This is a genomic window from uncultured Sphaerotilus sp. (assembly GCF_963924895.1).
In the GTDB taxonomy this organism is placed as follows: domain Bacteria; phylum Pseudomonadota; class Gammaproteobacteria; order Burkholderiales; family Burkholderiaceae_C; genus Sphaerotilus.
The window spans coordinates 1-20,167 of record NZ_CAWURG010000025.1 but is presented as its reverse complement, the minus strand read 5'-3'; the positions used below and the strand labels follow the sequence as shown (position 1 = coordinate 20,167).

The window sequence follows — 20,167 nt, the reverse complement described above, 5'->3', positions numbered from 1 at the left end:
AATCCGGGCCAACTCGAAGTCGGCGCAGTATACCGAGGTGTGCCAAAGTTACGAACTAATAACCCCCCGTTTCGTCATGCCCCATGATTTAAGTGAAATAGAAGAAACCGTGCAATCCGCACTGGATGTCACGTTGCGGGGTTGCGAAGAGCTGCTGCCGCGTGCGGAATGGGTGGCCAAGCTGCAGCGTTCGCACCGCACCGGCCAGCCGCTGCGCATCAAGCTCGGGCTCGACCCGACGGCACCAGACATCCACCTCGGTCACACGGTGGTGCTCAACAAGCTGCGCCAGTTGCAGGACCTGGGTCACACGGTGATCTTCCTGATTGGTGACTTCACCTCGATGATCGGTGACCCTTCTGGCAGAAACACGACCCGGCCGCCCTTGACAGCCGAGCAGATCAAGGCTAATGCGGAGACCTACTACCGCCAGGCCAGTCTGGTGCTCGACCCGGCCCGTACCGAAATTCGTTACAACTCTGAATGGTCTGACCCGCTGGGCGCGCGGGGGATGATCGCGCTGGCCTCGCGCTACACCGTGGCCCGGATGATGGAGCGCGACGATTTCACCAACCGTTTCAAAGCTGGCACGCCGATCTCGGTCCACGAGTTTCTTTATCCCCTGATGCAGGGGTACGACTCGGTGGCGCTGAAGTCGGATCTGGAACTTGGCGGCACGGACCAGAAGTTCAATCTGCTGATGGGGCGCCACCTGCAGCAGGAATATGGCCAGGAGCCGCAGTGCATCCTGACCATGCCGCTGCTGGTCGGTCTGGACGGCGTCGAGAAGATGTCCAAGTCCAAGGGCAACTACATCGGCATCAGCGAGCCGGCGAACGCGATGTACGCCAAGCTGCTGTCGATCAGCGACACCCTGATGTGGACCTACTACACGCTGCTGAGCTTCCGCAGCGAGGCCGACATCGCGGCGCTGAAGGCCGAGGTCGCGGCCGGTCGCAACCCGAAGGACGCCAAGGTGCTGCTCGCCAAGGAGATCACCGCGCGCTTCCACGGCGCCGCGGCCGCCGATGCGGCGGAACAGGACTTCCAGAACCGCGCCCGCGGTGGCGTGCCGGACGTCCTGCCGGAGGTGTCCCTGTCGGGGGCGCCACTGGGCATCGCGGCGCTGCTGCGCCAGTCCGGGCTGGTGGCCTCGGGCGGCGAAGGCCAGCGCCTGATCGAGCAGGGTGGTGTGCGCATCGACGGCAGCACCATCAGCGACAAGGCACTGCGTCTGGAGGCCGGTACCTATGTGGTGCAGGTCGGCAAGCGCAAGTTCGCGCGCGTCACGCTGGTGGCTTGAACCACAGGCAGGCGCGCCAGCCGCGCCCGTTGGACACGGGCGAGGTCAGCAGCAGCTCTGCGCCGGACTGCCGCGCGATGGTCTGGACCAGCGAGAGGCCCAGGCCGCTGCCACGCGCCAGGGTGCTGCCGCGCTCGAAGGGGAGGGTCAGTGCGGCCAGGTCCACGCCGGGCGCACCCGGACCATCGTCGGTGACGGAAATCTCGTCCGGCAGCACCCGCACCACCACGCTGGCCTCGCTGCCAGCGTGCTTCATCGCGTTGTCGATCAGGTTGCGCACGGCGATGCCGAGTGCGTCGATGTCGCCCATGACCTGTGCGGGCGAGGTGTCGGTGATCAGGCGCAGCTGGTGGGTGTTGTCGCGGGATTGCGGGAATTCGTCGACCACCATCTGCGCCAGTTGGCGCAGGTCGATGGACTGGCGCGCCAGTGCGACACCGGAGTCGACCCGGGCGATCTGCAGCAGCCGGGTGGCCAGGTGGGTGAGCCGGTCGAGCTGACGCACCAGCGTCTGCGAACGTTCGCGTGCACGGTCGTCACTGGTTTCCTGGGCCAGTCGCTGGGCCTGCGCACGGGCGGCGGCCAGCGGGGTGCGCAGTTCGTGGGCCATCTTTGCGGAAAAGCTCCGCTCGGCCGCCAGCAGCGCCTGCACGCGTGCCATCAGGCCGTTGACGGTCTCCATCAGCGGGAGCAGTTCGGTGGGGGTCTCCTGCAGCGAGACCGGCTGCAGATCATGGGCAGAGCGCCGGGCGAGTTCCTCCTGCACCGGGTGCAATTGCTGGAAGGTCTTGCGGACCACCAGGTGCAGCGCCAGTGCCGCCAGCGGCAGCAGCAGCAGCAAGGGGATCAGCAGCGCCAGCGAGGCATTCTGGAGCGTGGAATTGCGGTGCCAGACGGCTTCGGCGAACTGCGCTTGGACGCCCTGGTGCGTCACGGTGGCCACGCGCCAGTCGCCATGCAGGCTCATGCCCTCGCGTGCGCCGGGCGCGAGGGCCGTGACCGGCGCATGGGCCGAGCGCAGCAGGACCCGGTTGTCGCGGTCGAGCACCTGGTAGACGACGATCGGCGCGGAGCTGTCCCGCCGCAGCCCGATGCTGTCGATGCGGGCCCGGACCATGTCCACGGGGTCGGCCGCTGGTTGCAGCGGCAGCATCACGAGCAGGCGCTCGGCGTTTTCGGCCAGCGCCAGATCGAGGACCTCGTTGGTCTCCTTGCGCACCTCGAAGATGGCAGCGGCTGCCGCCACCAGCCAGAGCACACCCAGCGCCAGCAACAGCCGCACATGCAGCCGCGACTCCAGGCTGTGTCGGGAGCGCGGCGCGGCCGTCGTGCCCGGCGACTGTGGTGCGTCAGGCGTCAAGGCGGTATCCCAGTCCGCGGTGGGTCGTGATCAGTGTGGCGCCGAGCTTCTTGCGCAGGCGGCTGATGATGACCTCCAGCGTGTTGCTTTCGCCGGCGAGCAGACCCTCGGACACCAGGGTCGATTCGATGTCGTGGCGGCTGTAGATGCGGCCGATGTGGCCGGAAAGCACCCGCAGCACCGTCCACTCCATCGCGGTCAGGTCCACCCCCGAGCCGCGCCGCCAGGCCCGTAGATTGGCCAGATCGAACTCGCAGTCCTGGACCTTCAGGTGCGGGCTGGGGATCGAGCGGCGCTGGATGGCGGACATGCGCGCCAGCATCTCGTCGAGATCGAAGGGTTTGACGAGGTAGTCGTCCGCGCCGGCCTCGAGTCCGCGGATGCGGTCGCTGATCTGGTCGCGGGCCGTCATCACCAGCACCGGCAGGCGCAGTCCCGCGGCACGCCACTCGCGCAGCAGCCCGAGTGCGTCGCCGTCCGGCAGCTGGAGGTCCAGCATCGCGAAATCCGCCATGCCGGGCTCCCGGGCCTGCGCGATCAGCTTGCACCAGTGCACCTGGTGGCCGGCGGCCTCCAGATGGTCGGTGACGGCCTGTCCCAGGTCGATGTCGTCTTCGAGCAGCAGCACTTGCATGGGCGGAATCATGGCGGATGTCGGATCGCCATGCAAAAAGCCGCCCGATCGGGCGGCCTTTGAACAGCGGTGGATCGGAAAAAAAGCTCAGTCGGCGTACTGGCCGGCGGCCTTGATGACCGGGCCCCACTTGGCGAGTTCGGCTTCGACGAACTTCTTGTGCTCGGCCGGATTGACGCGGGCGTCGGTGATGATGTCGGCGCCGAGCGCTTCTTCATGCTTGACAAAATCGGCATCTTTCAGCGCGGTCTTCAGGGCGCTGTTGACCTTGTCGAGCACCGCCTTCGGCGTGCCCTTGGGGGCGTACAGGCCGTGCCAGATCGTGACGTTGAAGCCCTTCAGACCTGCTTCATTGAGCGTGGGCAGGGACTTCAGGCCGTCCGTGGTCAGGCGCTTGCTGGTCGTGACGGCGTAGGCCTTGACCTTGCCGGCCGTGATCTGACCGGTGGTGTTGGTGGACTGGTCGCACATCAGGTCGACCTGGCCGCCGATCAGGTCGGTCATGGCCGGGCCGGTGCCCTTGTAGGGGACCGTGGTCATGTCGATCTTGACGCTCTGCTGGAACAGCAGCCCGCACAGGTGCGAGGCGGATCCCAGGCCGGCGTTGGCCAGGTTGATCTTGCCCTTGTTGGCGTCGAGCCACTTGGTGAGTTCGGCGTAGTTGGTCGCCGGCAGGCTCGGGCGCGCGATCAGCGTCATCGGCACTTCGTTGATCATGCCGAGGTATTCGAAGTCGGTCAGCGCGTCGTACTGCATCTTGCGGTAGAGCGCCGGGGCCGTGGCCATCGCGACGTGGGCCAGCAGCAGCGTGTAGCCGTCCGGGTTGGCCTTGGCGACCTTGGTGTGGCCGAGCGTGCCGCCAGCGCCGGCCACGTTCTCGATGATCACCTGTCCGCCCAGCGGCTTGCGCAGGGCTTCGGCCAGATCGCGGGCCACCTTGTCCGTCGGGCCACCGGCCGCGAACGGCACGATGATCGTGACCGGCTTGTCGCCGGGGTAGGTCTGGGCCGAGGCGCCCAGGGACAGGGCGGCCAGTGCGACGGCGGTGATCAGATGCTTCATGGTGTCTCCAGTGACGCGGTCATTCGGGATTCCGGGTGGGTGCGCCGCATCCTAGCGGCAGACCGCCCGGGATCCACTTCGGAAACTACGTAACGTGCCGTGGTTCGTTCACGCTGACCGCCCGCTCACTGGTAGCTGCGCCGGTCCTCGATCACCTTGCCATCGTTGGGCAGTCCGCCCGCGGTGACGGTGACGATGTTCGCCCTCAGCTTGGTCACGTCGCGCACCGACTCCGCCACGCGGGCTGCCAGACCTTCCGGCGCCGCATCGCATTCGATGTGCAGGGTCATGCGGTCGTTGGCCATCTCGCCCTCGACCACCAGCCGGGCGCGGGCGATCTCGGGATGGCGCCGCACCACGTCGGCCACCTGCGACGGGTGCACGAACATGCCGCGCACCTTGGTCGTCTGGTCGGCCCGGCCCATCCAGCCCTTGATGCGCCGTGCGGAGCGTCCGGTCGGGCAGTCGCCGGCCAGCACGGCCGAGAGGTCGCCCGTGCCGAAGCGGATCAGCGGGTAGTCGGGGTTCAGCGTGGTCACGACCAGCTCGCCGACCTCGCCGTCCGGCACCGGGTCACCGGTGCCGGGACGCACGATCTCGACGATCACGCCCTCGTCGATCACCAGGCCCTGGCGCGCCGAGGTCTCGTACGCGATCAGGCCCAGGTCGGCGGTGGCGTAGCACTGGTAGCCGGCGACGCCGCGCTCGGCCAGCCAGTCGCGCAGGGACGGCGGGAAGGCTTCGCCGCTGACCAGCGCCTTGGTGATCGACGAGATGTCGGCCCCGGTCTCGGCGGCCTTCTCGACCAGGATCTTCAGGAAGCTGGGCGTGCCGATGTAGCCCTGCGGACGCAGCTCCGACACCGCCTGCAGTTGCAGCTCGGTGTTGCCGACACCCCCGGGAAAGACGCTGCAGCCCAGCGCATGGGCGCCGGTTTCCATCATCGAGCCGGCCGGCGTCAGGTGGTAGCTGAAGCTGTTGTGGATCAGGTCGCCAGCGCGGAAGCCGGCGGCGAAGATCGCCCGGGCCATGCGCCAGTAGTCGGCGCCGACACCCTCCGGCTCGTAGATCGGACCGGGCGACTGGAATACCCGGCGCGCACCGGCGGACGCGGGCTGGCCGGTCCAGCCGATGGCCGAGAAGCCGCCAAAGGCCTCGCGGCTGCGCAGGGCCTTCTGGCGCTCGAGCAGTTCGCTCTTGCGGGTGACGGGCAGCCGGGCCAGGGCCTCGCGGCTGGTGATGCTGGTGGCATCGACGCCGGCCAGGATGTCGGCGAAGGCGGGGGTGCGGCCGGCCGCGTGGGCGACCTGTTGCGGCAGGGCCGTGAACTGGGCGGCCTCGCGCTGGGCATGGGCGCGGGTTTCCTGGGCGTCGTAGAACTCGCTCACGGCGCGAACCTTTCTAGAGGGGAGGGCGGGGGGTACCGAACAGCTCAGGCCAGCCAGCGCTTGCGGCGCTTGTAGCTCTTGTTGTCCTTGAAGCTCTTGCGGTCGCCGCCGCCCATGCCGAGGTAGAACTCCTTGACGTCCTCGTTCTCGCGCAGGGCCTTGGCTTCGCCGTCCATCACGATGCGGCCGTTTTCCAGGATGTACCCGTAGTCCGAATAGCGCAGCGCGATGTTGGTGTTCTGCTCGGCGAGCAGGAAGGTGACCCGTTCCTTGGTGTTCAGATCCTTCACGATCTCGAACACCTCTTCCACGATCTGCGGCGCCAGACCCATCGAGGGCTCGTCCAGCAGCACCATCTTCGGGTTGGCCATCAGCGCGCGGCCGATGGCGCACATCTGCTGCTCGCCGCCGGAGGTGTAGGCGGCCTGGCTGGTGCGGCGCGTCTTCAGCCGGGGAAAGTAGTTGTAGACCTTCTCCAGCGTCTGCGCGACCGCGGCCGGGCCGTCCTTGCGGGTGTAGGCGCCGGTCATCAGGTTTTCCTCGATGGTCAGGTGCGCGAAGCAGTGCCGGCCTTCCATGACCTGCACGACGCCACGGTTGACCATGTCGGAGGGGGAGAGCTTCTCGATGCGCTCGCCGCGCAGCTCGATCGAGCCCTTGGTGACATCGCCGCGCTCTCCCGCCAGCAGGTTGCTGACGGCGCGCAGCGTGGTCGTCTTGCCTGCGCCGTTGCCGCCCAGCAAGGCGACGACCTTGCCTTCAGGCACCTGCAGGGACACGCCCTTGAGCACGAGGATCACGTGGTTGTAGATCACCTCGATGCCATTGACATTGAGGAGGATGTTGGACGTCATGGTGTTTCACCTTCCATGCAAAGCTGAGGCCACCCAGTGTGGGCTGGGCTTTGCACCCCGGCGGGTGCCGGGGTGGTGCAGTCGATCAGGACTGGCAGTCGTCGGGGGCGCGACGCGTCATCTTCTTGTCGCCCATGTACTTCTCGGCGGACGCCTTCACCAGCGGCTTGATGACCGAGTCATCGGCCTGGTACCAGTCGGAGGTCACGCTCCACTTGGCGCCGTCCCAGGTGCGGATGCGGGACCAGCTGGCGCCCATGTGGTCGGCGCAGGAGGTCGACACCGGGCGCATCACGCCCGCGAAGCCACCAGCGTCGAGCTTCTTCTGGTCGAGCGCCAGGTTCTCGAAGCCCCAGCGGACCTGCTCGCCCGTCATGACCTTGCCCTTGCCGAAGCGTTCCTGTGCGCGCTTGACACCTTCGACGGCCAGCATCGAGGCGACCAGACCGCGCATGTAGAGCACCTGGCCCACTTCGTCCTTGTCGCCCGTGCCCTGGCCCTTGTCGTGCACCATGGACAGCATGTCCTTGATGATCTTGGAGTTGCCATCGGCCGCGTCCTGCATCGTCAGGGCCTGGTAGCCCTTGGCGCCTGCGCCCACGTCCTTGACATCCGGCTCGGCGCCCGACCACCACACGCCGTACATCTTCTCGCGCGGGTAGCCGGTGGCGACGGCTTCCTTGAGGGCGGCCGAGTTCATCACGCCCCAGCCCCACAGGAACACATGGTCCGGACGCGACTGGCGCACCTGCAGCCAGGTGGCCTTCTGCTCGATGCCGGGGGCGGCGACCGGCAGCAGCTGCAGCGTGAAGCCTTCCTGCTTGGCCAGTTCCTCGAGCAGGGGGATCGGCTCCTTGCCGTAGGGGCTGTCGTGGTAGACGAGGGCGATCTTCTTGCCCTTCAGGCTGCCGCCGTTGGCCTTCTTCACGTGCTGCACCAGCACGCTGGCGCCGGTCCAGTAGGTGCCCAGCAGCGGGAAGTTCCACTTGAAGGCGGTGCCGTCGACCGAGTCGGCGCGGCCGTAGCCCGAGGTGATCAGCGGGATCTTGTCGCCGGGGGCCTTCTCGGTCAGCGCGAAGGTGATGCCGGTCGAGAGCGGCTGGAACACGGTCGCGCCCTTGCTCTTCATGCGCTCGTAGCACTCGACACCGCGGTCGGTGGCGTAGCCCGTCTCGCACTCTTCGTACGAGATCTTCACGCCATTGATGCCGCCCTTGGCATTGACGAGCTTCAGGTAGTCCACATAGCCGTTGGCGAAGGGCACGCCATTGGGTGCGTAGGCGCCGGTGCGGTAGACCAGCACGGGGAAGAACTGCTCCTTGGCCTGGGCAAAGGCAGCGGGTGCGGCAACGGAGCCGGCGACGGCTGCAACGATGGATGCAGCGAGTGCGAGGGACTTCAGTTTCATGTGGGCCTCCGAATCAACGGTGGTGGGAAGAACACGCAGTGCGTGGGTTTTCTTGGTACGAAATACGGGGGGCTGGCGCCGCTCAGTGCGGGAAGGGCCACAGGCGCAGCTTGTCCTTGCCGATCGACCAGAGTCGGGCCAGCCCGTGCGGCTCGACGATCAGGAAGAAGACGATCAAGGCGCCGAAGATCATCGACGTGAGGTGGGCGGCCAGTGCAGTGTCGATGGGGATGCCGAACAGTTGCGGCACGTTGTCCAGGAAGATCGGCAGCAGCACGATGAAGGCCGCGCCGAAGAAGCTGCCCATGATCGAGCCCAGCCCGCCGATGATCACCATGAACAGCAGCTGGAAGGAGCGGTCGATCGAGAAGGCCGCCGGCTCCCACGAACCCAGGTGCACGAAGCCCCACAGGCCGCCGGCCACGCCGACGATGAAGCTCGACACCGCGAAGGCGGTCAGCTTGGCGTAGACCGGGCGGATGCCGATCACGGCGGCGGCGACGTCCATGTCGCGCATGGCCATCCATTCGCGGCCGATGTTGCTGCGGACCAGGTTCTTGGCCATCAGACCGAACACGCACAGGAAGGCCAGGCAGAACAGGTACTTCTGCACCGGGGTCTCGATGGGCATGCCCAGCACCTGCAGCCCGGCCACGCTCACCGAACCCGAGGACGAGTCGTTGGTGACCCACTTCAGGCGCAGCGCGCTCCAGTCGACAAAGAACTGCGCCGCCAGGGTGGCCACGGCCAGATACAGCCCCTTGATGCGCAGCGAGGGAATGCCGAACAGGACACCGATCACGGTCGCGCACAGGCCGCCCAGCAGCAGCGCGGGGATCACCGGCATGCCGTCGATCCGGACGAAGGCGTTGTAGGCCGCATAGGCGCCGACCGCCATGAAGCCGCCGGTCCCCAGCGAGATCTGGCCGCAGTAGCCCACCAGGATGTTCAGGCCCAGCGCGGCCAGCGACAGGATCAGGAAGGGGATCAGGATGGCCCGGAAGGCGTATTCGGGGGCGATCATCGGGACGATGAAGGCCGCGAACGCGATCAGCGCGAGGATGCCGTAGCGGTCCTGCGCGATCGGGAAGATCTGCTGGTCCGAGGCGTAGGTGGTCTTGAACTGACCGTTCTCACGGTAAAGCATGGGTGTCTCCGTGGAGTGAGTGGGTCAGACGCGGTCGATGATCTTTTCGCCGAACAGCCCTTGCGGCCGCACCAGCAGGAAGATCAGCGCCAGACCATAGGCGAACCAGATTTCGATACCGCCGCCGACCATCGAGCCGATGTAGACCTCGGACAGCTTCTCGCCGACCCCGATGATCAGCCCGCCGATGATGGCGCCCGGCACCGAGGTCAGGCCGCCCAGGATCACCACCGGCAGCGCCTTCAGCGCCACCAGCGACAGCGAGAACTGCACGCCGAGCTTGGAGCCCCAGATGATGCCGGCCACCAGCGCGACAAAACCGGCGACCGACCAGACGATGACCCAGATGCGGTTCAGCGGAATGCCGATCGACTGCGCGGCCTGGTGGTCATCGGCCACCGCACGCAGGGCGCGGCCGGTCGAGGTGTACTGGAAGAACGCGGCCAGCACGCCCACCATCGTCGCGGCGATCAGCGCGGCGTAGAGGTCTTCCTGGCCGACGAGCACGCCGCCTTCGAAGAACTTCTCGAACAGGAACAGCGGGTCCTTGGGCAGGCCGACGTCGATCTTGTAGATGTCCGAGCCGAAGAGGGTCTGGCCGGCGCCGTCCAGGAAGTAGGTGACGCCGAGGGTGGCCATCAGCAGCGTGATGCCTTCCTGGTTGACCAGCTTGCCCAGCACGAAGCGCTCGATCACCCAGGCCACGAACACCATCACCGCCATCGCGGCAATGAAGGCCAGGATGTTGCCGATCGTCTTGTTGTCGATGTGCAGCAGGGCCGGAATCCACTCCGAGAAGCGGGCCATCGCGAGGGCTGCGAACAGCACCATCGCGCCCTGCGCGAAGTTGAACACGCCGGAGGCCTTGAAGATCAGCACGAAGCCCAGCGCAACCAGCGAATACAGCATGCCCGTCATCAGGCCGCCGATGAGTGTTTCGAGAAAAAATCCCATGTCAGTGCTCCCGTGATCGTGGCGTTCAGTGGCTGGTGCCCAGATAGGCACTGATCACGTCTTCGTTGGCGCGGACCTCGTCCGGCGTGCCGTCACCGATCTTCTTGCCGTAGTCCAGCACGACGACGCGGTCCGAGATGTCCATGACCACGCCCATGTCGTGCTCGATCAGCACGATGGTGGTGCCGAACTCCTCGTTGATGTCGAGCACGAAGCGGCACATGTCCTGCTTCTCCTCGACGTTCATGCCGGCCATCGGCTCGTCGAGCAGCAGCACCTGCGGCTCCATCGCCAGCGCGCGGCCCAGGTCCACGCGCTTCTGCAGGCCGTAGGGCAGGCGACCCACCGGGGTCTTGCGGAAGGCCTGGATCTCGAGGAAGTCGATGATGTGCTCGACGAACTCGCGGTGCGCTTCCTCTTCCCGCGCGGCAGCACCCCAGCGGATGGCCTGCTGGAAGAGGTTGGTCTTCATCTTCAGGTTGCGGCCGGTCATGAGGTTGTCGATCACGCTCATGCCCTTGAACAGCGCCAGGTTCTGGAAGGTGCGCGCGACCCCCATCTCGGCAACCTGCCGGCTGTTCATGTGGCTGAAGGTCTGGCCGCGGAAGCTGATCTTGCCTTCCTGCGGGGTGTAGACGCCGTTGATGCAGTTCAGCATCGAACTCTTGCCCGCGCCGTTCGGGCCGATGATGGCGCGCACCTCGTGCTCGCGCACGTTGAAGCTGATGTCGGTCAGCGCCTTGACGCCGCCGAAGCGCAGGCTGATGTTGGCGACGTCGAGGATGACGTCACCGATCTTCTTGCCGGTGTCGATCTTGGACATTTATGCGGCCCTCCGGACGGCGGGAAAGGTCTTCGTGTCGATGATCTTCAGCGTCGCCGAGACGCTGCCGCTGCGGCCGTCCTCGAACTTGACCGCGGTCTCGATGTACTGCTCGGACTTGCCGCCGTACATCGCGTCGATCAGCACCTGGTACTTGTCGGCGATGGCGCCGCGCTTGACCTTGCGGGTGCGGGTCATCTCGCCGTCGTCGGCGTCGAGTTCCTTGTGCAGCACGAGCACGCGGTGGATCTGGCTGCCGGCGAGCATCTCGTCCTGCGCCAGATCGGCGTTGGTCTTCTCGACGCACTCGCGCATCATCTCCAGCACCTCGGGCTTGCCGGCCAGATCCGCGTAGCCGGCGTAGGGCAGGTTGCGGCGCTCGGCCCAGTTGCCCACGGCTTCCATGTCGATGTTGATGAAGGCGCAGACCCGGTCGCGCCGGTCGCCGAAGGCCACCGCCTCCTTGATGAAGGGGAAGAACTTCAGCTTGTTCTCGACGTACTTCGGGGCAAACATCGCGCCGTCGTGCGTGCCGCCCTGGAGTCGTCCGACATCCTTGGCGCGGTCGATGATCTTGAGGTGGCCGCTGGCGTCGATGAATCCGGCGTCGCCACTGTGGTACCAGCCGTCCTTGGTCAGCACTTCCTCGGTCGCCTTCGGGTTCTTGTAGTACTCCTTGAGCAGACCCGGCGACTTGATCATGATCTCGCCGCTCGGCGCGAGCTTGATCTCCACGCCCTGCACCGGCACGCCCACCGTGTCGGCGCGGGCTTCGTGGTCGGGCTGCAGGCAGACGAACACGGCGGTCTCGGTCGAGCCGTAGAGCTGCTTGAGGTTGATGCCGATCGAGCGGTAGAAGGTGAACAGGTCGGGGCCGATCGCCTCGCCGGCGGTGTAGGCCACGCGCACCCGGCTCATGCCGAGCGAGTTGCGCAGCGGGCCGTAGACGCTCAGATCGCCGAGCTGGTACTTCAGCTTGTCCAGCAGGCCGACCGGCTTGCCGTCCATCAGCGCCGGGCCGACGCGCTTGGCGTGGTCCATGAAGGACTTGAACAGGCTCTTCTTGAGCGGGCTGGCGTCTTCCATGCGGATGGTGACGCTGGTCAGCAGACCCTCGAACACCCGCGGCGGCGCGAAGTAGTAGGTCGGGCCGATCTCCTTCAGGTCGATCGTCGTGGTCGCCACCGACTCGGGGCAGTTCACCACATAGCCGCAGACCAGCCACTGCGCGTAGCTGAAGATGTTCTGGCCGATCCAGGCCGGCGGCAGGTAGGCGAGCACTTCTTCGCTGCTGGTCAGCTTGTCGAAGGTGGCGCCCGCCTGCGCGCGGTCGGTCAGCGAGCCGTGGGTGTGGACGACACCCTTCGGATTGCCGGTCGTGCCGGACGTGAAGAACATCGAGGCGACGTCCTCCGGGCGCACCGTCTCGATCGACTTCTCGAAGAAGTTGGCGTTCTGGCGCTCGTAGACATCACCAGCCGCGAGCAGGTCGTCGACCGAGGCCAGGCCCGGCTCGCTGTACTTGCGCAGGCCGCGCGGATCGTCGAACCAGATGTGCGCCAGCAGCGGGCACTGGCCGCGGATTTCCAGCAGCTTGTCGACCTGCTCCTGGTCCTCGACCACGGCGAAGGCGACTTCGGCGTTGTTCAGCGGGAAGACACACTCGGGGCCGGTGGCGTCCTGGTAGAGCGGGATCGGGATCGCGCCCAGGCTCTGCGCCGCCAGCATCGTCATCGTCAGACGCGGGCGGTTGTCGCCGATCACCACGATGTGCTGACCACGCTGCAGGCCGGCCGCGGCCAGACCGCCAGCCATGCGGCGCACCTGCGCGGTCAGCGCTTTCCAGCTCAGGGTCTGCCAGATGCCGTATTCTTTTTCTCGCAGGGCCGGCGCGTCGGGTCGGCGCTGGGCATGGTCCAGCAGCAGGCGCGGAAATGTCGTGGTCACCACGCGTCTCCTCGGGTTGTGGGGTGTTCGTGAAAAAAGAAACTGCGCTACAAGCTTCATGGCCAGTGCGCGATGGAGGCATCGTATGCCCGGGTTTGACGTCAGGATGTCAGCCTGACGACAATCCTAGGGACATTCCCAAGCGGAGTTTCCCTTTCTGGAGGAGATCTGCATGAGCCTGACCGCCCTGCGCGAGCGTTCGCGCCTGCCCACCGGACACGAGATCGCCGAAATCCCGTGGCTGTCGCAGCTTGCGCCGGCGCACCGGCAGCTGGCGCTGGCGTCCCTGCGCGCGGTGCAGGCCGATGCCGGCGAGTACATCTGCCGGGTCGGCCGGCCGGCGACCTACTGGTTCGGGGTGGTCGACGGCCTGCTCAAGATGAGCAGCGACAACATCATGGGCACACCCATCACCTTCACCGGCGTGCCACCCGGGGCCTGGTTCGGCGAGGGCACGCTGCTCAAGGGCGAGCCCTACCGCTACAACATCGAAGCCCTGCGGCGCACGGTGGTGGCGGGCGTGCCGGTCGAGGTCTTCCACGAACTGCTGGAACACAGCCTGCCGTTCAACCGCTTCGTGCTGAACCAGCTCAACGAGCGGCTCGGCCAGTTCATCGCCGCGCGCGAGATCGACCGCATCAACGACCCGGACTCGCGGGTCGCGCGCAACCTCTCGGCGCTGTTCCACCCGGTGCTCTACCCGGGCGTGGGCGAGGTGCTGCGCATCACGCAGCAAGAGCTGGGCTACCTGGTCGGGCTGTCGCGCCAGCGGGTCAACGAGGCGCTGCGCGTGCTGCAGGCGCGGCAGCTGATCCGCATCGAGTATGGCGGGCTGCGCGTGCTGGATCTGGCGGGACTGCGCGCCTACGGGCCGATCAGTGCCGCCCACGCGCTGGGCGATCCGGTCTGAGCCCGGCGTCAAGTTCAGCCGACAGGCGTCGACAACGAGGGTGAACCCGTGCAACGCGGGTTCGCCATGGGCGCGGGTGGGCGGAGGTTCCTGCGCAGGTCGAGACTGCATGTCACGTTGTCGTTCGTTGTCCTGGAGAGTGGCCGTGGCCGTGGCCGTGGGCCGCTGGCTGGGTCTCCTGCTGGCCGGGTGCCTGCTGGTGGCGGTCGCGCGCGCCGAGGGTCCGGTGCACGCGCCGGGCGCCGCGCTGCTGGACACCCGGCAGACCGAGGTCGACGTCTGGCCGCTGCTGTCCGTGCTGATCGAGGAGCGCGCAGTCTGGACGCTGTCCGACGCGCTCGCCCACTTGCCCGAGCGCCGTGCGCCGCAGGTGCCCACCTCGAACTTCGGCGAAGTCGGCGGCGTGGCCTGGCTGGTCTGGGACGTGGAGGTGGCGCCGTCGGCCGCCGGCGAGTGGTTGGTGGATGTCGGCTATCCCTCGCTGGACCACGCCGACCTGTCCGTCCTGAAGGACGGACAGCTGACGGCGCAATTCCGCAACGGCGACTGGCTGCGCCTGTCGGAGCGGCCGCTGCCCACCCGCACCCATGTGATGCCGCTGAACCTGTCCGCTGGCCGCTACCTGATGGTGCTGCGGGTCCAGACCTCGGGCAGCATGATCGTGCCCGTGCGGCTGACGACACCGCAGCACCGCCAGTTCCAGGAAGAACGCGCGCAGATGCTGCAGGGTCTGGCGACCGGCGTGATGCTGTCGCTGCTGATCTACAGCCTGGCCCAGTGGTACAGCCTGCGCGACCGGATGTTCGCCTACTACGCGCTCGGCGTCGGCGGGGTAGGAGCCTTCCAGTTTGCCTTCCAGGGCATGGGCATGCAGCACGTCTGGGGCAACGCGCTGTGGGTGTCGGAGGTGCTGCCGCCGGCCTGCATCCTGGTGGGGGTCATCGGTGCCTTCCTGTTCCTCGACCGGGCGCTGGAGATCCGGAGCACCTCGCCCCGGCTGTCCCGGCTGATGCGGGTCGGGGCACTGGCCTGCACGGTGACGCTGCTGCTCCTGTTGACCGGCGTGATCACCTACCGCGAGGCGCAGCAGATCGCGAAGCTGATGGGCCAGGTGCCGACCCTGCTGGCGCTCCCGATCGCCTGGCGGCGCTGGCGCCGCGGGGACCGGGCCACCGGCTACATCCTGATCGGCTGGGGCATCTACACGGCCGGTGTGGTCGTGCTGGCGCTGCTGATCAGCGGCCGGATTCCTGCAACGCCCTTGACGATGCACCTGTTCCAGGTGTCTTCGCTGGCCGAGATGGTGATGTGGCAGGTGGTGATGGGCATCCGCATCGACACCCTGCGCCGCGCCGCCGAACAGGACCGGCACGACGGCGAACGCCTGCGCCGGCTGGCGGACACCGACGCGCTGACCGGGGTGCTGAACCGGCGGGGCTTGGAGGGTGCGGCGGTGCCGATGCTGCAGCGGGCGCGCCCGGCCGCGCTGGTGGGCGTCTACCTCATCGATCTGGATGGTTTCAAGCCGGTCAATGACCGCCATGGCCACCACGCAGGTGACTCGGTGCTGATCGAGATCGCGGCCCGGCTGGGCGCGCAGGTCCGGCAGGCGGATCTGGTGGCGCGCATCGGCGGCGACGAGTTCGTGGTGGTGGTGGGCGAGTTGCGCGACGAGGCGGCGGCGGTGCGCATCGGCGACAAGCTGCTGCAGTCCGTGCAGGCCCCGATCTCGCTGGAGGGGGGCGCCTGCAGCGTGGGGGCAACGATCGGCTTTGCGCTGGCGCCGACCGACGGCACCGACATCGGCCATCTGCTGGCGCAGGCCGACCAGGCCCTGTATGCCGGCAAGCTGGCCGGCAAGCGGCAGCTACGGCGCGCTGGCTAGTGCACGAAACCGATCGGCGTGCGCTTGCCCGCACCGCTGTCGGGCAGATCCGCCTGCACCACCGTGGTGCGCCGCGCCAGCTTGGCATTGCCGAAGGCGGTCATCCAGGCGCGGCGCATCTCGCGCGGCGCCATCTCGGCGAAGCGCTCCAGCACCGCCTCGGTCGGCGTGTCGTCGAAGCGCCGGCCCCACTCGTGCGCGGCGCGGATGCCGGCGTACAGCCGCAGCGCGATGCGCCGGGCGGCGTCCGCGTCGGGCATCGGCACTTCGTAGACGTTCATCCGGTTGAGGATGGGCTCGGGGATGGCGCGCTCGTCGTTGGCGGTGGCGACCCAGATCACCTGGCTCGCGTCGATGGCGACCTCGGCAAACTCGTCGGTGAAGCTGTGCGCGGTGTCGTGTTCCAGCAGGCTGTAGAGCGAGCCGAGCGGGTCGTAGGCGTGTTCGCCGCCGGCCTTGTCGATCTCGTCCACGACGATCAGCGGGTTGGCGTAGGCGCCGTCCACCAGCGTCTCGAACACCTTGCCCGGCCGCGCGCCTTTCCACTGGCTGGACGCGCCCGAGAGCACCCAGCCCGCGGTGAGCGAACTCATCGAGACGAAGCCCATGCCGGTGCCCAGCAGGTGCGACAGCTCGCGGGCGAAGTGTGTCTTGCCCACGCCCGGCGGGCCGAGCAGCAGCATGGGCGTGATCTCCAGCGCATCGCCGCTGTCCTCGCACAGGGCGAGCTGGCGGCGCACGTCGTCGAGCACGGGGTGGAAGTTGGGCAGCTCGTCGTAGAGGTGGTCCATCACCGGCAGGCCGGAGGGCTTGACCTGGAAGCGCTCCGGACCCTTTTCGAGCATGCGTTCGTAGGTGGAGCGCAGCTGCTCGTGGTCCTTGGGCGCCAGCCGGGTCAGGCGACGTTCGACCTCGTCGAGGCGGTAGAGGTGTCGCATCCGCGCGATGGGGATGGCGCTCGAACGGCCGAGGTCGGCGCAGACGAGATCGGTGCAGCGTTGGCTCATGCAAAACCTCCGGAAGACACGTCAGGGGAACACCCGTCATGACTAGCATGCCGCAAGCCAGGTACAGCGCACAGCGGGGAAGCACCCGCAACTGCGGGTAGTTCTGCCGACCGGAACTGGGGCGCTCCGCTGCGCGGCCGTGCTTCAGGTTTAGGCGCGTCTGCCGAAACCGGAAGACGTTCCCTGATTCTGGAAGGCTCTGAATGACGGTCTGGTGCCGACTCCGGCGTGCGTGGACCCGGGCGACGCGCTACTGGCTGCGGCTGCTGCTGGTGACGCTCTGCTTCGGCATGTGGCCTGCGCTGGAGGCTGCGTCCGAATCCGGGGCCATCGCCAGTGAACCGCTCTTGCTGAACGATCGGCACCACGTTGTGGACGTCTGGCCGGCGGTGTCGGTGCTGTACGACGAACGCGGTGTGTGGACGCTCGACGATGTGCGCATGCGCCTGCCGAATCGGGAGCGGCCGACGGTGCCCGCAGCGAATTTTGGCGAGCGACGGGGGGCCGTCTGGCTGGTCTGGGAGATCGAGCTGCGGTCGTCCGCACTCGGCACCTGGCTGCTCGATGTGGGCAATCCCCAGCTGGATCTGGTGGATCTGCAGGTGCTGCACGATGGCCATCCGCTGCCGGAAGCCGCCCAGCGCGCGGGCGACGGGCGCCCCTTGTCCTGGCGCGCCTTGCCGACCCGCACGCATGTGCTGCCGCTGGATCTGGCCCCCGGCCGCTACACGCTGGTGCTGAGAGTGGCCAGCGAGGGCACCGTCATCGCGCCCATCCGCTTCGTCACCCCGGATGTCTACCACCAGGGTGAGGACCGCGTGCAGCTGGTGCAGGGTATCTCCACCGGCGTGATGCTGTGCCTGCTGCTGTACAGCCTCACCCAGTGGTTCAGCCTGCGCGACCGGCTGTTTCTCTACTACGGCCTCAGCGTCTTCGGCATCGGGCTTTACCTGTTCTCCTACAACGGACTCGGGCTGCAGCACCTCTGGGGCGAGCATGTCTGGGTCTCGGCGGTGCTGTCGCCCACCTGCGTGCTGCTGAGCGCGCTGGGTGCGTTCCTGTTCATCGACCGGGTGCTGGACATCCGCGGCCTGTCGCCGCGCATGTCCCGGGTCATGCATGCCGGCGCGCTGGTCGCGGCGGTCTCGGCCGTGCTGCTGGTGACGGACGTCATCGGCTACCGCAGCGCCCAGCAGGTGGCCAAGCTCATGGGCCAGCTGCCGATGTTCCTGGCACTGCCCTTTGCCTGGATGCGCTGGCGCCAGGGGGACCGGGCCGCCGCCTATGTCTTTCTGGGCTGGGCCCTCTATGCCGTGGGCGGCGTGACGATGGCCCGGCTGGTGAACGGAGAGGTCGCGGCCACGGTCTACACCATGAATGCCTTGCAGGTCGGCTCGCTCCTGGAGATGGTGCTTTGGCTGCTGGTGATGGGGATGCGGGTCGAGCAGCTGCGCGGCGCCGCCGAACTCGCCACCCGCGACAGCGACCGCCTGCGCCAGCTGGCCGACACCGATGCACTGACCGGCCTGCTCAACCGGCGCGGCCTGCATGCCGCGGTGCCGCCCCTGCTGGCGCATGCGCATCCGGAGCGGCTCGTGGCGCTCTACCTGATCGACCTGGACGGCTTCAAGCAGATCAACGACCGGCTGGGCCATGACGCGGGGGACGCGGTGCTGGTCGAAGCGGGTGTCCGGCTGCGCCGGCAGGTGCGCGAAGCCGACCTGACCGCGCGCACCGGCGGTGACGAGTTCGTCGTGCTGGTCGGCGACCTGCCGAACGACGCGGCCGCCCGGCGCATCGGCGCCGCGCTGCAGCAGGCGCTGGTGGCGCCGATGCTGCTGCGCACGGGGCCCTGTGCGGTCGGGGCGACCATCGGCTACGCGCTGTCGCCGGTGGATGGCTGGGACGTGGTCGAGCTGATGCGGCGGGCCGACCAGGCGATGTACCTGGGCAAGCAGTCCGGCAAGGGGCAGGTGCGCCGGCTGGTGCCAGCCTGAACCCCGGACGGAACGCCGGCCGGACCGGGTCGGTACGGGTGGACTCGGCGCGCGGCGCGCGACATACTCGGCGCCGCCTGGTTCGAAGGAGTTCCCATGGCCGATCTGCCCCGCACGGTGTCTTCCCGCTCCCGACGTGTCGGGGCCTTGGTCCTGCTGGTGGCCACGCGCAAAGGGGCGTGGATCCTGCACGGTGACGCGAAACGCCAGACCTGGCGTGTCGACGGCCCGCACTTCCTCGGCCACACGATCAGCCACCTCGTGCTTGATCCACGCGATGGGCAGACCCTGCTCGCCGCCGCCCGCACCGGCCACCTCGGCCCGACCGTGTTTCGCTCCACCGACTTCGGCCACACCTGGGCCGAGGCCGCCCGCCCGCCGGCATTCGCCAAACCCTCGGCCGGCATGGCCGGGCGCACTGTCGACCACACCTTCTGGCTCACGCCCAGCATCGCCAGCGAGCCGGGCGTCTGGTATGCCGGCACCTCGCCGCAGGGGCTCTTCCGGTCCGAGGATGGCGGCGTCACCTGGGCGCCGTTTTCCACGCTGAACGACGACCCGCAGTTCCGCGCGTGGATGGGCACGGTGCAGGACGGCACGCCAGACGGCCCCAAGCTGCACTCGATCCTCGTGGACCCGCGCGACGGCCAGCACCTCTGGATCGCCATGTCCGGCGGCGGTGTCCACGAGACCACCGACGGCGGCCAGACCTGGACCCCGTGTGTCGGCGGCATGGCCGTGGTCGAAGGCTTCGATCCGGCCGTCGTCACCTTCCACGACCCGCACTGCGTGCGGCTGTGCCCGAGCCGGCCGGACCGGCTCTACCAGCAGAACCACTGCGGCATCTACCGGCTCGACCAGCCCGCCACGGACTGGGTTTCGATCGGCGCCGGCATGCCGGCCAAGGTCGGCAATATCGGCTTCCCGATGGTCGTGCACCCGCGCGACGCGGACACCGCCTGGGTCTTTCCGATGGACGGCAGCACGGTCTGGCCCCGCACCAGTCCGCAGGGCAAGCCGGCGGCCTATGTCACGCACAACGCCGGCCGAACCTGGCAGCGCCAGGACAGCGGTTTTCCGCGCCAGCAGGCCTGGTGGACGGTGAAGCGCCAGGCGATGTGCGCCGACGCGGGCGATCCGGTGGGGCTGTACCTGGGCACGACCAGCGGCGAACTCTGGCTCAGCCGCGACGAGGGCGCCGCATGGTCCCCGCTGATGGCGCATCTGCCGGAGATCTATGCGCTCGACGTGGTGGCTCTGCGTTGACATCCACCCCGCCCTAAAGGACGGGGATTCCGGCGGACGCGACCGCTTGCGCGGCCGAGCCTTCGGCGGGTTCCTGCTTCCTCGCGGCTGCGCGTCGTCCCCTCACGGGTCTGGCGCGTCTGACCTCCGCTCCACAGGCTTCGGGCCTTTCGACCCAGACCGCGTGTCCCGCGGCCCGTATGTTCTTTGCGGCGTTCAGGTCCGCGTTCTCGCTGTGCCCGC

General features: G+C 67.7%; 16 protein-coding genes. 5 read left to right on the top strand and 11 right to left on the bottom strand.

What is annotated here, in order from left to right; all coding sequences use genetic code 11:
• Positions 1-76 precede the first annotated feature (76 nt).
• Positions 77-1,303: a tyrosine--tRNA ligase gene (gene tyrS, locus AABN02_RS10445; protein WP_338414872.1), complete on the top strand. Its 1,227-nt coding sequence runs from the start codon at positions 77-79 to the stop codon at positions 1,301-1,303.
• On the opposite strand, the gene AABN02_RS10440 is transcribed toward tyrS, so the two are convergent.
• The 10 genes from AABN02_RS10440 to AABN02_RS10395 all read right to left on the bottom strand — a co-directional run bounded on the left by AABN02_RS10440 (position 1,287) and on the right by AABN02_RS10395 (position 12,880).
• Complete coding sequence (locus tag AABN02_RS10440) at positions 1,287-2,663, bottom strand: ATP-binding protein (protein ID WP_338414871.1); 1,377 nt, start codon at positions 2,661-2,663, stop codon at positions 1,287-1,289. The two genes, tyrS and AABN02_RS10440, sit on opposite strands and share 17 nt — an antisense overlap.
• Complete coding sequence (locus tag AABN02_RS10435; protein WP_338414870.1) at positions 2,653-3,297, bottom strand: response regulator transcription factor; 645 nt, start codon at positions 3,295-3,297, stop codon at positions 2,653-2,655. Before AABN02_RS10435 ends, AABN02_RS10440 begins: the two co-directional genes overlap by 11 nt.
• Positions 3,298-3,384: 87 nt before the next feature.
• Positions 3,385-4,359 carry a tripartite tricarboxylate transporter substrate-binding protein gene (locus AABN02_RS10430; RefSeq protein WP_338414869.1) on the bottom strand — a complete coding sequence of 325 codons (975 nt, stop codon included), beginning with the start codon at positions 4,357-4,359 and terminating at the stop codon, positions 3,385-3,387.
• A 125-nt stretch (positions 4,360-4,484) separates the two neighbouring features.
• Entirely contained in the window at positions 4,485-5,747 is a 1,263-nt protein-coding gene (locus AABN02_RS10425) for an AMP-binding protein (RefSeq protein ID WP_338414868.1), read from the bottom strand.
• A gap of 44 nt (positions 5,748-5,791) precedes the next feature.
• The gene (locus tag AABN02_RS10420; protein WP_338414867.1) at positions 5,792-6,601 is read right to left on the bottom strand and encodes an ABC transporter ATP-binding protein; all 810 of its coding nucleotides are present in this window, start codon (positions 6,599-6,601) and stop codon (positions 5,792-5,794) included.
• An 85-nt stretch (positions 6,602-6,686) separates the two neighbouring features.
• Positions 6,687-8,009: an ABC transporter substrate-binding protein gene (locus AABN02_RS10415; protein WP_338414866.1), complete on the bottom strand. Its 1,323-nt coding sequence runs from the start codon at positions 8,007-8,009 to the stop codon at positions 6,687-6,689.
• A gap of 82 nt (positions 8,010-8,091) precedes the next feature.
• Positions 8,092-9,156: a branched-chain amino acid ABC transporter permease gene (locus AABN02_RS10410; protein ID WP_338414865.1), complete on the bottom strand. Its 1,065-nt coding sequence runs from the start codon at positions 9,154-9,156 to the stop codon at positions 8,092-8,094.
• 24 nt (positions 9,157-9,180) lie between these two features.
• Positions 9,181-10,110: a branched-chain amino acid ABC transporter permease gene (locus AABN02_RS10405; protein WP_338414864.1), complete on the bottom strand. Its 930-nt coding sequence runs from the start codon at positions 10,108-10,110 to the stop codon at positions 9,181-9,183.
• Positions 10,111-10,135: 25 nt separating this feature from the next.
• The gene (locus AABN02_RS10400; RefSeq protein ID WP_338414863.1) at positions 10,136-10,933 is read right to left on the bottom strand and encodes an ABC transporter ATP-binding protein; all 798 of its coding nucleotides are present in this window, start codon (positions 10,931-10,933) and stop codon (positions 10,136-10,138) included.
• A complete protein-coding gene (locus tag AABN02_RS10395; RefSeq protein WP_338414862.1) occupies positions 10,934-12,880 on the bottom strand; it encodes an AMP-binding protein in 1,947 nt (648 codons plus the stop codon).
• A gap of 172 nt (positions 12,881-13,052) precedes the next feature.
• Here AABN02_RS10395 and AABN02_RS10390 point away from each other — a divergent pair, with 172 nt between their 5' ends.
• Both AABN02_RS10390 and AABN02_RS10385 read left to right on the top strand, forming a co-directional pair.
• The gene (locus AABN02_RS10390; protein ID WP_338414861.1) at positions 13,053-13,790 is read left to right on the top strand and encodes a Crp/Fnr family transcriptional regulator; all 738 of its coding nucleotides are present in this window, start codon (positions 13,053-13,055) and stop codon (positions 13,788-13,790) included.
• Between the two features lie 145 nt (positions 13,791-13,935).
• Positions 13,936-15,675 carry a diguanylate cyclase gene (locus AABN02_RS10385; RefSeq protein ID WP_338414860.1) on the top strand — a complete coding sequence of 580 codons (1,740 nt, stop codon included), beginning with the start codon at positions 13,936-13,938 and terminating at the stop codon, positions 15,673-15,675.
• Here the strand turns inward: AABN02_RS10385 and AABN02_RS10380 are convergent.
• Complete coding sequence (locus AABN02_RS10380) at positions 15,672-16,682, bottom strand: AAA family ATPase (protein ID WP_338414859.1); 1,011 nt, start codon at positions 16,680-16,682, stop codon at positions 15,672-15,674. The two genes, AABN02_RS10385 and AABN02_RS10380, sit on opposite strands and share 4 nt — an antisense overlap.
• A 203-nt stretch (positions 16,683-16,885) precedes the next feature.
• Between AABN02_RS10380 and AABN02_RS10375 the strand changes: the two genes are divergently transcribed.
• Both AABN02_RS10375 and AABN02_RS10370 read left to right on the top strand, forming a co-directional pair.
• Positions 16,886-18,679: a diguanylate cyclase gene (locus tag AABN02_RS10375; protein WP_338414858.1), complete on the top strand. Its 1,794-nt coding sequence runs from the start codon at positions 16,886-16,888 to the stop codon at positions 18,677-18,679.
• A 96-nt stretch (positions 18,680-18,775) separates the two neighbouring features.
• Positions 18,776-19,945 (top strand): glycosyl hydrolase, encoded by a 1,170-nt coding sequence (locus AABN02_RS10370; protein WP_338414857.1) that lies wholly within the window; start codon positions 18,776-18,778, stop codon positions 19,943-19,945.
• Positions 19,946-20,167: the final 222 nt, after the last annotated feature.